The 14,078-nt window shown below is 45.2% G+C and carries 17 protein-coding genes; 14 read left to right on the top strand and 3 right to left on the bottom strand.

The genetic code is table 11. The features are described 5' to 3' along the window. Positions 1-64 precede the first annotated feature (64 nt). Positions 65-616, top strand: a complete 552-nt coding sequence (locus AC0THY_RS15860; RefSeq protein ID WP_489991572.1) for an SH3 domain-containing protein — start codon at positions 65-67, stop codon at positions 614-616. 129 nt (positions 617-745) lie between these two features. On the opposite strand, the gene AC0THY_RS15855 is transcribed toward AC0THY_RS15860, so the two are convergent. Further along, positions 746-1,360, bottom strand: a complete 615-nt coding sequence (locus AC0THY_RS15855) for a TetR/AcrR family transcriptional regulator (RefSeq protein WP_489991571.1) — start codon at positions 1,358-1,360, stop codon at positions 746-748. Between the two features lie 154 nt (positions 1,361-1,514). Between AC0THY_RS15855 and AC0THY_RS15850 the strand changes: the two genes are divergently transcribed. The 7 genes from AC0THY_RS15850 to AC0THY_RS15820 all read left to right on the top strand — a co-directional run bounded on the left by AC0THY_RS15850 (position 1,515) and on the right by AC0THY_RS15820 (position 8,094). Further along, positions 1,515-1,898, top strand: a complete 384-nt coding sequence (locus AC0THY_RS15850; protein WP_489991570.1) for an SCP2 sterol-binding domain-containing protein — start codon at positions 1,515-1,517, stop codon at positions 1,896-1,898. Positions 1,899-1,926: 28 nt separating this feature from the next. Next, entirely contained in the window at positions 1,927-2,874 is a 948-nt protein-coding gene (locus tag AC0THY_RS15845) for an alpha/beta hydrolase (RefSeq protein ID WP_489991569.1), read from the top strand. After that, entirely contained in the window at positions 2,871-4,271 is a 1,401-nt protein-coding gene (locus AC0THY_RS15840; protein ID WP_489991568.1) for a condensation domain-containing protein, read from the top strand. Before AC0THY_RS15845 ends, AC0THY_RS15840 begins: the two co-directional genes overlap by 4 nt. Before the next feature lie 14 nt (positions 4,272-4,285). Further along, positions 4,286-4,513 (top strand): acyl carrier protein, encoded by a 228-nt coding sequence (locus AC0THY_RS15835; RefSeq protein WP_489991567.1) that lies wholly within the window; start codon positions 4,286-4,288, stop codon positions 4,511-4,513. An 11-nt stretch (positions 4,514-4,524) separates the two neighbouring features. Further along, positions 4,525-6,039: an AMP-dependent synthetase/ligase gene (locus AC0THY_RS15830; RefSeq protein WP_489991566.1), complete on the top strand. Its 1,515-nt coding sequence runs from the start codon at positions 4,525-4,527 to the stop codon at positions 6,037-6,039. A 132-nt stretch (positions 6,040-6,171) separates the two neighbouring features. Next, positions 6,172-7,332, top strand: coding sequence for an N-acetylmuramoyl-L-alanine amidase (locus tag AC0THY_RS15825; RefSeq protein ID WP_489991565.1), 1,161 nt, complete (start codon positions 6,172-6,174; stop codon positions 7,330-7,332). Positions 7,333-7,419: 87 nt separating this feature from the next. Beyond that, the gene (locus tag AC0THY_RS15820) at positions 7,420-8,094 is read left to right on the top strand and encodes a hypothetical protein (RefSeq protein ID WP_489991564.1); all 675 of its coding nucleotides are present in this window, start codon (positions 7,420-7,422) and stop codon (positions 8,092-8,094) included. 133 nt (positions 8,095-8,227) lie between these two features. On the opposite strand, the gene AC0THY_RS15815 is transcribed toward AC0THY_RS15820, so the two are convergent. After that, positions 8,228-9,217, bottom strand: coding sequence for a serine hydrolase domain-containing protein (locus AC0THY_RS15815; RefSeq protein ID WP_489991563.1), 990 nt, complete (start codon positions 9,215-9,217; stop codon positions 8,228-8,230). Between the two features lie 3 nt (positions 9,218-9,220). After that, complete coding sequence (locus AC0THY_RS15810; protein WP_489991562.1) at positions 9,221-10,069, bottom strand: MerR family transcriptional regulator; 849 nt, start codon at positions 10,067-10,069, stop codon at positions 9,221-9,223. 177 nt (positions 10,070-10,246) lie between these two features. Between AC0THY_RS15810 and AC0THY_RS15805 the strand changes: the two genes are divergently transcribed. The 6 genes from AC0THY_RS15805 to AC0THY_RS15780 all read left to right on the top strand — a co-directional run bounded on the left by AC0THY_RS15805 (position 10,247) and on the right by AC0THY_RS15780 (position 14,066). Then, on the top strand, positions 10,247-10,624 hold the full coding sequence (locus AC0THY_RS15805) for a BlaI/MecI/CopY family transcriptional regulator (RefSeq protein WP_489991561.1): 378 nt from the start codon (positions 10,247-10,249) through the stop codon (positions 10,622-10,624). After that, positions 10,554-12,329, top strand: a complete 1,776-nt coding sequence (locus AC0THY_RS15800; RefSeq protein ID WP_489991560.1) for a M56 family metallopeptidase — start codon at positions 10,554-10,556, stop codon at positions 12,327-12,329. Before AC0THY_RS15805 ends, AC0THY_RS15800 begins: the two co-directional genes overlap by 71 nt. 107 nt (positions 12,330-12,436) lie before the next feature. After that, entirely contained in the window at positions 12,437-12,700 is a 264-nt protein-coding gene (locus tag AC0THY_RS15795; RefSeq protein WP_489991559.1) for a DUF3795 domain-containing protein, read from the top strand. 144 nt (positions 12,701-12,844) lie between these two features. Further along, the gene (locus AC0THY_RS15790; RefSeq protein WP_489991558.1) at positions 12,845-12,949 is read left to right on the top strand and encodes a methyltransferase domain-containing protein; all 105 of its coding nucleotides are present in this window, start codon (positions 12,845-12,847) and stop codon (positions 12,947-12,949) included. Positions 12,950-12,987: 38 nt separating this feature from the next. Further along, on the top strand, positions 12,988-13,245 hold the full coding sequence (locus AC0THY_RS15785) for a hypothetical protein (protein WP_489991557.1): 258 nt from the start codon (positions 12,988-12,990) through the stop codon (positions 13,243-13,245). A 29-nt stretch (positions 13,246-13,274) separates the two neighbouring features. Then, positions 13,275-14,066 (top strand): class I SAM-dependent methyltransferase, encoded by a 792-nt coding sequence (locus tag AC0THY_RS15780; protein ID WP_489991556.1) that lies wholly within the window; start codon positions 13,275-13,277, stop codon positions 14,064-14,066. Positions 14,067-14,078 lie beyond the last annotated feature (12 nt).

Here is a 14,078-nt window from a genome sequence, read left to right as displayed (position 1 = left end):
AAATGTACGGGAAAGCAGAGGCAGGACAGCCCTGTAAGTATTTACCAGCATAAGGGGGATTTGTATGAATAATTTTAAGGAATGGCTGTCGGACAATCTCAGATATTTATTGTTGGCTGTTATTATTGTACTGATTATAGTGGCAGCGATACTGGGGATCACCATTTACTCCAAAACAGTGAAAGATAATGATACAAAGGCCAATGCCACAGAGGCAGTGACGCAGCCCGCAAAGGACAAAGAGACTCAGGCCAGCGAGAGCAGACAGACGGAGACAGCCAAGGCGACAGAGAAGGAAAGCCGCCAGACAGAGGAGACACAAAGAGAGACGGAGTCAGAGCCACAGACAGAGCCACAGACAAAGGCTCCTGAGCAGGAGTCCACAGAAGTACCCACACTGGAGCAGACGGAATACGTACAGGAGACAGATCCGCCTGAGCCGGTTTACAAGACTATGCAGGGAGGCTGCTATCTGAGGTCAGCCCCCAGCTACGAAGGTGAGATCATCGGCGAGTACTGGACCGGAACCACAGTGGAATTCCTGGAGGATGTGGGAGGGTGGTATAAGGTGAGAGTGGACGGCAAGACGGGGTATATGGGAGCAAGATTTTTCTAATACAGCGAATACGAAATCAATGTGTCAGCGGATATGTCCGTTTACTAATTATTTACTGTTCCAGCGATAAAGGAGCAGGCACTTCAATTTGCGAAGTGCCTGCTCCTTTTCAGGTACGCCTGGCGGGCGTCAGAGGTTGGACCACAGATAGTCCAGTCTTCCCTTCTCAATGTGAAAGCTGGTTTCCAGCATATAGGAAAATACGTCCAGAGTTCTCCTGATTTTTGCCGTGTCACTCCCGGAGAGCTGGTTGTCCAGCTTGATGGTCAGAATAATCAGTACGATTTCCGCAACTTCTTCCGCGGATTTACAGTTCATGGAACCCTCCTGATTTCCCTGACGTATGACATCTGCCAGAATGGGTCGCAGGTTGCGAATCATGATGCGGATGTACTGCTGGTGGAGCAGGGCGCTCTGCTGCAGCTCGAAGAAATTATTGGCTTCCTGGCGCAGCAGCTCTAGGGAGGAGTCCCGGCATGTGCGGAAAATGACTTCCATTTTTGTGAGCGCATCCATATCCCTTGTATCCAGCAGGTTCTTACTCTTCTCTATAGCATCGGAATAGAAACGTTCGATGACCGCCTCTAAAATATCTTCTTTTGATTTAAAGTAATAGTAGATACTTCCCTTTCCAATTCCCGCTTCTTTGGCAATATCGCTCACGGAAATGGCCTGGGCATGCGTCCGCTCCATCAAACGCTGCATAGCATCCAGAATTTTTTCTTTTTTTTGATTGTTTTGCATAAAGCATTTCTCCAGTGTATGTTTTGATTTTATGATTGTACCATGATACCGCAGAAATGTAAACTTGACTGATGGTCGAAAAAGTGTTATTGTAAAGAAAATTCAAATTCGACTAATGGTCGAAAAAACAAATAAAATGTCGGAGGTGCGCATTATGACGTATGAAGAATTAATAGAAAAGGCGAAACAGATCTTTGGAGAGGCGGATGTGAGCCGGATACAGGAGCATCTTGCCTATCAATTTAATATTGAGGGGGAGGCCGAGGGAGCATTTTATGCGGAGGTCTCCCAGGGTCATGTGTCCATAGAACCCTATGAGTATTTTGACAGGGACGTGTTGTTCATTACATCAGCAGATACGCTGCTCAGGATTGCGCAGGGAGAGATGGACCCCATAAAAGCGTTTACTCTGGGAAAACTGAAGGTGGAGGGAGACTTTGACAAGGCTCTGCTTTTGCAGAAGTTCTGCACAAAGAAGGAAGAAAAGATGAAAACTAAGGAGGGCAGAAGGGCAAAAAGAGCCGACCGGAACAAATAAACACTGCATCATACAGGAGGAGTGTATTATGAAGGGGTGGAAGATGATTTTGGGAACAGCAGCGGCAGCCACTGCTGTGGAGTATGGAATAGCAGCCTATTTTTTCAGGCGCACCATGATTCGGCAGAATGCCAAAACAGAGCGCACCATGAACATGGCAGGAACCAATTGGGACCAGTACATGCCAATGATTCAGAAGATGAAAAGCTGGATGATGGAACAGAACAGGGAAGATGTATGGATACGTTCCTGGGATGGATTGAAGCTTCACGGGACCTATTTTCCTGGAAGCGGGGGAAAAAAGGCCGTCATCTGTTTCCATGGGTATACCAGTAAGGGGATGAGCGATTATATCGGTCTTTCTAACTATTATCTGTCCAGAGGCTACCAGATGCTTCTGGTGGATGAGCGCGCCCACGGAGACAGCGAGGGGACGTATATTGGTTTTGGATGTTTGGACCGTCTGGATGCTGTGCGCTGGATTGAATATGTGCAGAAGCGGTTAGGGGAGGACTGTGAGATTTGGCTTCACGGAATCTCTATGGGAGGCGCCACCGTGCTCATGACCGGGGGACTGGAGCTGCCTTCAGCTGTGAAGGGGATTATCTCAGACTGTGGCTTCACTTCCGCCTGGGATGTGTTCGCCTCGGTATTGAAAGACCAGTACCATCTTCCTGCTTTTCCAATCCTGAATATAGCGGACAAGTGGGTTCAGGATCGGGCCGGCTACCGCCTGGCCCAGTGCAACAGCGCTTGCGAGGTGAAAAAGTGTCAGGTTCCTGTCCTGCTGATACACGGAGATGCAGACAATTTCGTTCCCAGCAGAATGTGCCGGGAAATCTATGACAACTGTCCGGGAGAGAAAGATATACTGATTGTGCATGGCGCCGGCCATGCAGAGTGTTTCTACAAAGCGAAAGACCAGTACGAAGAAAAGTTAACGGAGTTTTTGGAAAAAGGAGGAGACAGAGCATGAGAATCGAAAATGGGAAAAAGCTTTATCCGCTGACAGCGGCTCAGAAGCTGCATTTCTTCTATCAGAAGTACTGCCCTAAAAAGCAGGTGCTTAATATTGGCACCAGCCTGACCATCCAGCAGAGTCTGGACTTCGGCGCCTTAAAAGATGCGATTTACCAGGCATATGACCGATGTGAGTCCATGCGTCTTCGCTTTACAAAGGCATCGGACGGTAATGTTTACCAGTATCTTGCCCAGAGGGAGGTAAGAGACATCGAGTTTTTCGATTTCACCGGCTGGCAGGAATGTCATGCGGAGGATAAGATGAGGGAATGGACTGCAATCCCGTTCCAACGTTTTGACACTCCCCTGAACCGCGTTGTCATGATCATCACTCCGGATGGATTCCAGGGAATCTATCTGCTGGTAGACCACATGACTATGGACGCACAGTCTCTGATCCTGTTTTTAAAGGATGTGATTGAGATCTATTGCAATAAAAAGTATGAAGGCATCGAATATCCAAAGGAAATGTCCTCCTACATTGAGCAACTGGAAAAAGACCTTTTCTATGAAGCTGGAAGTAAGTCACAGAAACGGGATGCTGTATTTTTTGAGAAGATGATCGCAGGCTCGGAACCGATTTTCAACAGTATCTTCGGAGCCCAGAAGCTGGAGGAAGAGAGAAAGAGGGAGAATAACCCAAATCTGCGGGCCGCTGCCAATGTATCCGACAATGTAGATGCCAATATCGTCACCTTCCAATTGGAGGAAGATCCCTCCAACCGGCTGATGGAATTCTGCAGCAAGCACCATATTTCCATGGTATGTCTGCTAATGATGGGGCTGCGCACATATCTGCAGAAGGTGAACGGAAACGATGACGTGTCCGTCAACACCACAGTGGCCAGAAGGGCTACTCTAGCGGAGAAGAGGTGCGGGGGAACCAGAATCCACTGTTTTCCATTCAGGACTATTGTGGATAAGAAGGAAACCTTTATGGAAGGGCTTCTGAAGATCAGGGATGGACAAAATAAGATTTTCCGCCATGCCAATTATGATCCCACAGCGTACTACGCGTTTCGAAATAAGCACTACGGGCTGAAATCAGGACAGACCTATGAACCCCTCAGTCTGACCTACCAGCCGCTGACCCTGAAGGACAAAGGGCTGGACCGTCTGCAGGATATCCGCTATAAATCCGCATGGTACAGCAACGGAGCTGCGGCCCACGCGCTGTATCTGACAGTGATGCACCGGGCGGAAGACAATGGACTGAACTTTAACTTTGAGCACCAGACTGGGGTGGTTACCTACCACAATCTGGAATATTTGTACTATTATTTGTGCCGTATTTTGTTTAAGGGTATTGAAAATCCGGAAATGACAGTTGGAGAGATTATTGAGGCGGTGTAGAGGAGGAAAAAAAGATGTTTGAACAGCTGAGAGATATGATTTGTGAGTATGTAGAGGTGGACCAAAATACTATTACTGAGAATTCGCGGTTTGTGGAAGATCTGGGATTTACCTCCTATGATTTCATGAGCATGGTAGGTGAATTGGAGGATACCTTTGACATTGAGGTGGAGGAGCGGGAAGTGGCTGATATCACTACAGTTGGAGAGGCCATTCGCTATATTGAAAGTCTCAGAGACTAGGAGGGGATCGAATGAACAGCCAAATCAGCACCATGAAGGAAGTTGTGGATTTTGCGGCAAAAAGTTATGGAGCAAACCCTGCGTTCCGGTACAAGCGGAAAAAAGAAATCGTGACAAAGACCTATGAGGATCTCAAAAAAGACAGTGAGGCGGTGAGCAGAGGACTTTCGTCTCTGAATATGCTGGGGAAACATATTGCAGTCATCGGCCCGACCACCTACGAGTGGATCATCAGCTACTTTGGGGCTGTCAACAGCGGCTGTGTGGCAGTGCCCCTGGATGCCAGCCTTCCTGCAGCAGATTTGTGTGATCTGTTAAACCGGGCGGATATCAGTGTGCTGATGTATGACAGCCTGAGAAAGGATGCGGCAAAGCTGGCCAGGGAGACCTGCCCTGGCATCAGCCATATGATCTGCATGCAGGCGGAGGAGAATACCCAGGATACAAAGTCGCTCTGGGAGATCATCCGGGAAAATGAGGGAAGCTTTTCCTGCGAACTGGACCCTGACAAAATGTGCGCCATACTGTTTACCTCAGGGACCACTGGAAAAAGTAAGGGAGTGATGCTCACTCACAGAAATCTGACAGACAATGCTACCAGCCTGGACATGAAGATACAGGCTGGAACCGTATCCATGACGCTTTTGCCCATCCACCATGCCTATTGCTTTACCATGGATATTTTGAAGGGAATCTACATAGGACTGGTGATCTGCATCAATGACTCCATTATGCACGTATCCAGAAATATGAAGCTGTTTAAGCCAGAGATTGTTTTGCTGGTTCCCATGGTGATTGAGTCCGTGTACAAGAAACTGAAGGAATCCACAGGTATCCTTCCCAAAAAGATGGTTGCCAAAGCAGCCTTTGGCGGAAACCTAAAGACTATATGCAGCGGAGGAGCATACCTCCCTCCGGAGATGGTGGATGCCTTTGCACAGTACGGTATCACAGTACTTCAGGGGTACGGAATGACAGAGTGCTCCCCTGTCATCAGTACAAACCTGGAGTGGGCCTCAAAGGCAGGTTCGGTGGGCAAACTGTTGCCCAACTGTGAGGCCAGGACCGTGGACGGAGAACTCTGGGTGCGAGGCACAAGCGTCATGCTTGGATACTACCAAATGCCCGAAGAGACAGAGGAAGCACTGACGGACGGCTGGCTGCGGACCGGGGATCTGGGGTATGTGGATGAGGATGGCTTTGTCTTTCTCACAGGACGCAAGAAAAATCTGATCATATTGAAAAACGGAGAAAACGTAAGTCCAGAGGAGCTGGAAAATGAACTTGGAAAGTCCCCCCTGGTCCAGGAGGTGCTTGTAAGGGAAAAAGACTCAGTCATTGAGGCCGAGGTTTTTCCGGATCAGGACTACGTAAAAAAGAAGCATATCAAAGAAATAACTCAAAGACTTCAGGAAGTAATCGATGAGTATAACCAAGGTCTTCCGGCCTATAAGAGGATTCACGGACTTAAAGTCCGAGAGGAGGAGTTTGAGAAAACACCCTCTAAAAAAATAAAGCGATATTAGAATTGTGAGAATGTTTTTCCCCAGGAATCGATTGCGTAACTCGCAAAATCTTAGTATAATACCCTCAGTGGATGTTCTTTGTCCGCTGGGGGTAAAATAGTTTCACAGAGATTGCACAAAGAGGAGTATCAGATGACAAGAAAAAGAAAAACAGCAGTGATAACATGGATGGTGATTGCGGCGCTTCTGTTATCAGGGTGCGGAAAGAAGAGAGATACAAGTTCGGAAAACTCTGCTCTGGAGACGGAATCCATATCTCAGAGCCAACAGGCAGGAGATAGTGGGAAACGGGATGCTTCCGGGACAGCCAAAGAGGAGACAACGGGCCAGACAGAAAAGAAGAAACAGCCTGAGAAGAAAAAACAGACAGAGTCGGAAAGCCAGTCAGAAAACAGCACAGAGCGGGAGAGTGGCATAGAAGCAGAGGAAAAGGATGCAGGGCAGCAAGAGATTGGTCGGGAGATCACGGTTTCGGACAATGTGAACCTGAGGGAAGCTCCTTCCACTGACGCAGCCATCTACCAGATCATCCAAAAAGGAAGCAAGCTCTACTGTATCTGGGCAAATGAAAAGTGGTGCAAGGTCACCTATGACGACAGAGAGCTGTATGCAGCAGCGGAATACATGGATCTCTCAGAGGAGGAGGCTGCGGAGAATGGATACAAGATAACCATTGATCCCGGGCATTCCAGTGTGGCCGCAGAGGGAACTGACCCGATCGGACCGGGGGCTTCGGAGCAGAAGGCAAAGGATTCCAGCGGAACTACAGGCTGTGTAACCGGGATTCGGGAGTATGAGCTGAATCTTCAGGTTTCCCAAAAGCTGAAGGAGGAGCTTGAGAGCAGAGGCTACCAGGTCTGCATGACCAGGGAGAGCAATGACGTTCCTGTGGGAAATGTGGAACGCGCAAGCGTGGCCAACAACAGCGGGTCTGACATTCTGGTCAGAATCCACGCCAACGGATCAGAGGACTCCTCCATAAGCGGAGGAATGACCATCTGCCCCACAGCAGAAAATCCGTATATAGGCAGCCTATATGAGGACAGCCGCCGTCTGTCCGACTGCATCCTGCAGCACCTGCTCTCGGAAACGGACAGATCCGAGGGATGGGTCTGGGAGACCGACACCATGACCGGAAACAATTGGAGCCAGGTTCCCGTAACTATCGTGGAGCTGGGATATATGACTAATCCAGAGGAAGACCAAAATATGGCCAGTGATGAATACCAGGAGAGGATGGCTGCGGGGATTGCGGATGGGATTGATGCTTATTTTGGAAGGGTGAGTGAGTAAGAAATAGTTGCTTTTATGACGCATTAAAGTTAAAAAATATGTTGTGAGTTGTTTGCTAATTATGAAAGAGAAAAGGAGCAGAAAGATATGAGAAAAATAAGCAAGAATAGCACAGGTATAATATTCTTTTTTACATTTTTAGTAATTTTTACTCTATGTTCCTCAACAATAAATGTAAATGCAGCTAATACAAAGTGGAAAAAGGCTTGTAAAGCTTATAGATCTTATCTAGCAAAAAATGAATCAAAGTTTAAAGTTGTAGAGGGGAATTTCAGGCATACTAATAAAGAGAGTTACAAAAAGGCAGCAAGTTTTCTAATTACAGACCTGGATAAGAATGGGATTCCTGAGCTAATCACATGGTATAATGTAGCCTATAAACAAAATTATGCGTTTATATATACATACAAAAATAAAAGAGTGGTTCGAGTAAAGGATTTTAATGGAAAATTAAGTAGCATTAAGGCTTTTTGTAACGCAGCAGGGAATTATACCATTTATGCGTGCAATAAAAATCATTTACATGTTGATTGGAATGGCGGATTTTTGGGATATCGAAATGATGTTTATCACATGAAAAAGGGGAAACTGAAACTCTATGCAGAAGGTAATGAAGACAAACTGATTAATAAAAGAACATTTACAGTTAATGGAAGGAAAATCAGCCGCAAAAAATATTTGTCCGTTGTAGGCAAATGCAATGTTAAAAGCAATGGGTATCTGATTTCCAATAATAAGAAAAACAGAAAAAAATGTATATAAACAGTAAAATTTTCCTGGATAAACTCAGCAGGGAGATCGCAGTTAAGTATGATGGCGTGGGAGTGTAAGACATCAACACGAAGGCTATGAGCAGGTGTATGAGAAACGTGGATAAAGTTAACGCGGGAATCGGTCAAGATTCCCGCAAAAATAACGGTTCAATAAAATTTTTAATAAGCTCAATTCTGTCACTCACATTGGGAGCAAAGAGGGAGGCAATGGAGATAACCAGATTTTTCTTCTTGTTAAAATAGATCACATTTCCGCCGTCTCCCATTGCAGCGCAGGCCTTTTCCTGGGTATCCACAATCCACCACAGATAGCCGTAGGAGAGGCCCTGCTCGTCCCAAAAGCTGTGTTCAGACATACTCTCATCCATCCACTTCGCAGACACGATCTGCTTTTCTTCCCATATCCCATCATTCAGGTAAAGCTGACCGATTTTCGCCATATCCACAGGGGAGAGCGTAAGTCCCCAGCCTCCCGCGTTCACCCCGGCCTGGTCGGCAACCCAGCCGCTGATGGTTGTGGACTCATTGAATGCAAACTGTTCTTCTTTGCTGTGAAAGACGATAGGCCGTTCCACTGTGATATCCAATGGAGAGAATAAATGCTCTGATGCGAAGTCAAACACGGATGCTCCGGTAGCTTTCACAAGAATACCCGACAAAATATCCGGCCCGATCAGAGGTGTATATCGGAAGGTTCCAATCTGCTCCCTGCCTCCCAGCTGATCCAGCGAAAACTTTACCCAGTCACTGCTGGTAAAATACTCAGTATAAGGGACGTTGTCTCTATATTTGTAGGGGGCGGTCATGGTCAGGAGATTTTTTAGAGTGATATTCTGTATAACTGCCTCATTTTTTGTGACATTGTATTCCGGGAAAAAGTCCAATATTTTCTGGTTAACATCCTTGATGTACCCTTTATCCATGGCAATTCCGATCAGTAGGGAGAGAATACTCTTAGTCACGGAATAAACATGAATACGACTTTGCGGTGTACAGTTATTAAAGTATTTCTCATAATTCACTCTCCCATCTTTAGATACAACAATACCTGCTATATTGCTGTAATCGTTCAAAATTTTGTCTTCAAGCTCTGTTATCTTTTTGATATCCATATACTATACCTCCATCTGTGATGTGTTTAAGGGTTTCTTTTTGACCGGAAAATATATTTCTGTTACGAACGCACTCTCATCGGAAACCTGGGAGGGGTCTGTCACATAGACTTCATAGAGAGCATTTGTCCCCACATAGCCCTCTTTTTCTGCCCACTCCCTTTGCTTTGCATAGACAGATGGCAGTTGGGAGTAGGAACCATAAAGAACTGTCTTTAAACACAGCCCCGGGGAGAAATCTCTCGTACCAGTTACAAACTCTTTCACCGGAACTGCAAATTCGGTATCCAAACCGGGTGGCGTATATTCCTCACTGTGGAAAAGTACCATTGGCGGTGCAAGTACCGTAAGGCGGTGGTCCCGTATTCTTTTAAAAAGTCTGTCAAAGCACTGGGGATATTCTTCTGCAAAGGCGTATTCCTGTATCATTTTACGGATCGAAAGGATGCGCATCATAGGTACCTCAACTAACTGAACGTCGATATCATCCATATAAGACAGGAGAGACTTGCCTTGACTCAAAACAGATAGATCCTCTTTTAGCTGACTCAGAGTAGTCTGTGCCTGCACTATTTGGTCAGCAAGCTCTTTTTTCTTTTGCGTGAGCTCCCGGAAAAGCTTTTCCTCCCTTATTTCTTCTGAACAGAGTATGGCTTTGATTTCCTCCAATGAGAAATGATAAGATTTCAGGCGGTTAATCATTAACATGGTTTCCAACTGTTCGATTGAGTAATAACGGTAACCATTTTCAGGGTTGATTTCATTGGGCAGCAACAGCCCTATTTCGGCATAGTACCTGAGTGTCTTTGTGGAAACTTTACATATATTCGAAAACTCTCCAATCGATAACATTGTGTTCCTCCTAATACTTTTATGTCTCACTATATAGTACACCTTGCCCTAGGGGGAAAGTCAATGCAGAGATTCTATAAATTAAATATTTTCTACAAATGCCGAATAAAGCTTGACATTTAAATTAGACAGATGTAGAATCAAATTATAGACAATTGTCTTAAAGGAGATGATAATATGGAACGGATGAAAAAATTACCGGACGCGGAGTTTGACATTATGAAAGTGGTATGGGCGAATGACCCGCCCATCACAACCAACATTATTATGGAGCAGCTGGGAAATAATAAGGGCTGGAAGGCACAGACTGTCATTTCCCTAATGCTTCGGTTGGTGGAGCGGGGATTTTTAAGTACCGATAAAAGGGGAAAAGAGCGCATATACTATCCCCTGGTAAGTAAGGAGGATTATCTAAAGTTTGAGACAAGTAACTTTATGAGGCAGTATCATAACAATTCTTTTTTCAATCTTGTAAATACGCTTTATGCGGACAAAGCGCTGTCGGAAAAGGATATTGACGAATTGCTTCAGTGGGCAAAAGAACGGAGGGAATAGAATGCAGAGTTTTATGGTTATGCTTCTGATATGTTCCGTTACCCTGACGGTAATTGCACTTTTTTATATGGCAGTGACACCGCTTTTAGTAAAGCGCTATTCTGTAAAAGGCTGTTATTACGCATGGCTCGTCCTTGTGGCTGGGCTGCTGATACCTTTTCGGCCGCAGTTTCCCAATGCTCTTATCAAAGTGGATATGCAAAACAGTACAGCAGCGCCTATCATCAGAATAGGGAACGGGTCTCCTGCTGCCTTTCACACCCCCGCTGACAATGTGCTCCCAGCTGCTGTACCCGGTCAGTCACTGTGGCAGATTGTGGCGGCAGTATGGATAGCAGGAATTCTAATCTTTCTTGCTTACCATGTCATCAAACATTGCCGCTTTTTAAAACTGACGTCGCGCTGGAGCGAAAACGTTACGGATGAACAAACGCTGACCCTGTTCCGAAACTTAGAAGCACAGATGGGTTTGACAGATCATATTAATCTGCAGGTCTGTGACAGCATCGGGAGTCCCATGTTGATAGGTTTTGTACGACCCTGCATATTGCTGCCGAAGGCAGAATTTGCGGAGGAAGAGCTTCGTTTCATCCTAAAGCACGAACTTGTTCATTACAAGCGAAAAGACCTATGGTATAAATGTTTGATATTGATTGCAAACGCAGTACATTGGTTTAATCCTTTCGTTTACTTAATGGCTAAAGCAATTGACGTTCAATGTGAATTGTCCTGCGATGAGGAAGTTGTACGCGGTACGGGGGCAGACACACGTCAGTATTATTGTGAAACAATTATCAGTGTGATCAGATATCAATCGAAACGAAAAACAGCGTTATCGTCTCATTTTTATGGAGGAAAAAAAGGTATGAAAGACAGAATTTTTTCAATTATGGATATGAGCAAGAAAAAAGCAGGGCTTTCCATTCTCTGCGGCGTAATCATTTTTACTTTTGGGATGTTCTTTGCCTTCTCGGCTAAGGCGGAAACGCAGGAACCGCCCACAAGTATTCGAAAAGAGATTCAGGAAATTAGAACGGTTTCACCTGACTCTACCTTTGCATACAAATTTTTGCCTGACCCTGAAATTTATTTAATGTATTCGGCATTTGGAATTGGAATCTCAGATGACGGTGAAAGGTTACTGTATAATGGACAGAGAGTAAGACTTTTTGTGGATGAACATTCTGACAGCCAGGCATTCTTTTTAGATGAAGAAGGGACTCTTGATTTGTGTGTTATCCGCGATGCGTCCGGCAATATTACTGGCATGGAACCTATATCCCAGGGCAAAGCAAAAGAGTATCGTTCCGCTTTCTTTGCAGGCGATGTCAATACAGGAAACAACACAGAAGAGGCCGAAGAGATAGAAGAGATTGAAGAGACAGAAGAAAACGTAAAAGAGACAGCAATAGATAGGAAAGGCTCCAATAAATATGAGCAATATGAGGCATACGGCGTAAAGCCTTCAACAGACGGTAATGTTTTGAATTACAACGGCCAGCGTGTGAAACTGCTTGCAGATATGCTTTTGGATGGTTCCTTTGAGACATACTGGTATGATCAGGATGGAACGGTCAGTCTGTCGGTAGTGAGAGACGTGGCGGGAGAGATTACTGATGTTGAGCGTATATCAGAGAAACAGGCAGAAAAATATTACTCTGCGTTAGAAGAATATGAGGAAAATGCTTTGAAAGCTTTGCAGTAGAAAAGAAAAGGAATCTTAAGAGGAACAGCTGCAAAGATACCAAGAGACATGACATACAGCTGTCATGTTCCAATTGCTATAATCAGCATAAAAAGGAGGTTTCACTTATGATAGAATCAAGATGTGGCATCTTATGCAGTGAATGCGGGTACAAAGAGCAGATGGGATGCCAGGGCTGTATACATATCGACAAGCCGTTTTGGGGGGATAGCTGCCCGGTCAAAAGCAGCTGCGAATCCAGGGAACATGACCATTGCGGGCAGTGCGGTGAGTTTCCCTGCGCCCTGCTGAAACAATTTGCCTACGACGAAAAGCAGGGAGACGGCGGTAAACGCATTGAACAGTGTAAATGTTGGAGTAAAGAGATGTGACCATAGATACGAGGTTGAGAGGACGGTTCAGTTGTATGCTGGACCGTCCTCTGTATAATAAAAGGAAATAATTTGTATCAGTCTATGGCTTGCATAGTTTGGATATACGAAATATAATGAATAGAGATATGTCAAAATGGCGTTTTGTATTTGGCGGTTTCACGATATACCCTGAACCATTTTTCTGCTATCATTGATACTTTTCAGGAAATTAACAGAGTACTGAAGGATAACGGAATGTTTTTTTAGCTGATTCGGCACCGAATGAGGAGGAGACGGAACGATTTGTGGATTCATATATGCAGATGAGAAAAGACGGTCATATAAAATTCTATACAGAGAAGGAATGGCAGGATATCGCTATCCGTTTTCCTAAGAAAAAGCAGACAGCATCGGAGCCGGATGATAGTTGGGCTAGGTTTGATAAGCTAGTGATAAAGGGGTATGCATTAGAGATCAAGGATGATGAGATTTGGATCACAGAGCGGGTAAACAATATTACATATCAAAAAGAAAGATCGTTTGAAGGAATTACTGACTGCTAAACAAAATTTATGAATGGAGGATTAGCCACATGGAAACAAACCAGTACTTAAATGACCTGTACAATCACTATGATGAGGATGGACGGCTTGCGTCAAAGCATGGCTCCGTTGAGTTTCTCACCACAATGCATTATATTGAAAAATACATAAAAAGCAGTGACCGTGTACTCGAAATCGGTGCTGGGACGGGACGGTATTCACACGCGCTGGCGCGCCAGGGATATGCCGTAGACGCAGTGGAATTGATAGAGCACAATATAGAGATCTTTCGTCAGAATACCTTGCCGGAAGAAAACATAACGATCACCCAGGGCAACGCAATGGATCTGTCCGGTTTCCATGACAATGAGTATGATATCACGCTGCTGCTAGGTCCGCTGTATCATCTCTACAGTGTGGAAGATAAAAGGAAGGCTCTGCGTGAGGCTATCCGCGTAACAAAGCAGGGAGGCGTGATTTTTGCCGCCTATGTCATATCCGATGGCTGCTTGCTTGACGAAGGGTTTTGCCGTGGTAATATCAGTGTAGCAGAATATATTGAAAAGGGCTTGCTTGACCCCCAGACTTTTGCCGCCAAATCTGAGCCAAAGGATTTGTTTGAGCTTGTTCGAAAAGAAAACATCGATGACTTGATGTCTGTATTTCCTGTATCACGGCTGCACTATGTTGCATCAGATGGATGCGCCTTATTTATGCGTGAGGCTGTGGATGGTATGGATGATGAAACCTTTGATATGTATTTGAAATATCATTTTGCTACTTGTGAGCGTCAGGATTTGCTGGGCGTTACAAGTCATGCAATTGATATTTTTAGAAAATGAAAGGGATACACT

This window comes from Ruminococcus sp. 8Y-12, assembly GCF_058119865.1.
Note: the sequence above shows the minus strand (reverse complement) of the source record. Positions and strands in the feature narration are given on the sequence as shown.

What these genes read in the sequence shown, in the direction of transcription:
- AC0THY_RS15860 (WP_489991572.1), top strand. Translation starts at nt 65, where the DNA reads ATGAATAATTTTAAGGAATGGCTGTCGGACAATCTCAGATATTTATTG.
- AC0THY_RS15855 (WP_489991571.1), bottom strand. Translation starts at nt 1,360, where the DNA reads ATGCAAAACAATCAAAAAAAAGAAAAAATTCTGGATGCTATGCAGCGT.
- AC0THY_RS15850 (WP_489991570.1), top strand. Translation starts at nt 1,515, where the DNA reads ATGACGTATGAAGAATTAATAGAAAAGGCGAAACAGATCTTTGGAGAG.
- AC0THY_RS15845 (WP_489991569.1), top strand. Translation starts at nt 1,927, where the DNA reads ATGAAGGGGTGGAAGATGATTTTGGGAACAGCAGCGGCAGCCACTGCT.
- AC0THY_RS15840 (WP_489991568.1), top strand. Translation starts at nt 2,871, where the DNA reads ATGAGAATCGAAAATGGGAAAAAGCTTTATCCGCTGACAGCGGCTCAG.
- AC0THY_RS15835 (WP_489991567.1), top strand. Translation starts at nt 4,286, where the DNA reads ATGTTTGAACAGCTGAGAGATATGATTTGTGAGTATGTAGAGGTGGAC.
- AC0THY_RS15830 (WP_489991566.1), top strand. Translation starts at nt 4,525, where the DNA reads ATGAACAGCCAAATCAGCACCATGAAGGAAGTTGTGGATTTTGCGGCA.
- AC0THY_RS15825 (WP_489991565.1), top strand. Translation starts at nt 6,172, where the DNA reads ATGACAAGAAAAAGAAAAACAGCAGTGATAACATGGATGGTGATTGCG.
- AC0THY_RS15820 (WP_489991564.1), top strand. Translation starts at nt 7,420, where the DNA reads ATGAGAAAAATAAGCAAGAATAGCACAGGTATAATATTCTTTTTTACA.
- AC0THY_RS15815 (WP_489991563.1), bottom strand. Translation starts at nt 9,217, where the DNA reads ATGGATATCAAAAAGATAACAGAGCTTGAAGACAAAATTTTGAACGAT.
- AC0THY_RS15810 (WP_489991562.1), bottom strand. Translation starts at nt 10,069, where the DNA reads ATGTTATCGATTGGAGAGTTTTCGAATATATGTAAAGTTTCCACAAAG.
- AC0THY_RS15805 (WP_489991561.1), top strand. Translation starts at nt 10,247, where the DNA reads ATGGAACGGATGAAAAAATTACCGGACGCGGAGTTTGACATTATGAAA.
- AC0THY_RS15800 (WP_489991560.1), top strand. Translation starts at nt 10,554, where the DNA reads ATGCGGACAAAGCGCTGTCGGAAAAGGATATTGACGAATTGCTTCAGT.
- AC0THY_RS15795 (WP_489991559.1), top strand. Translation starts at nt 12,437, where the DNA reads ATGATAGAATCAAGATGTGGCATCTTATGCAGTGAATGCGGGTACAAA.
- AC0THY_RS15780 (WP_489991556.1), top strand. Translation starts at nt 13,275, where the DNA reads ATGGAAACAAACCAGTACTTAAATGACCTGTACAATCACTATGATGAG.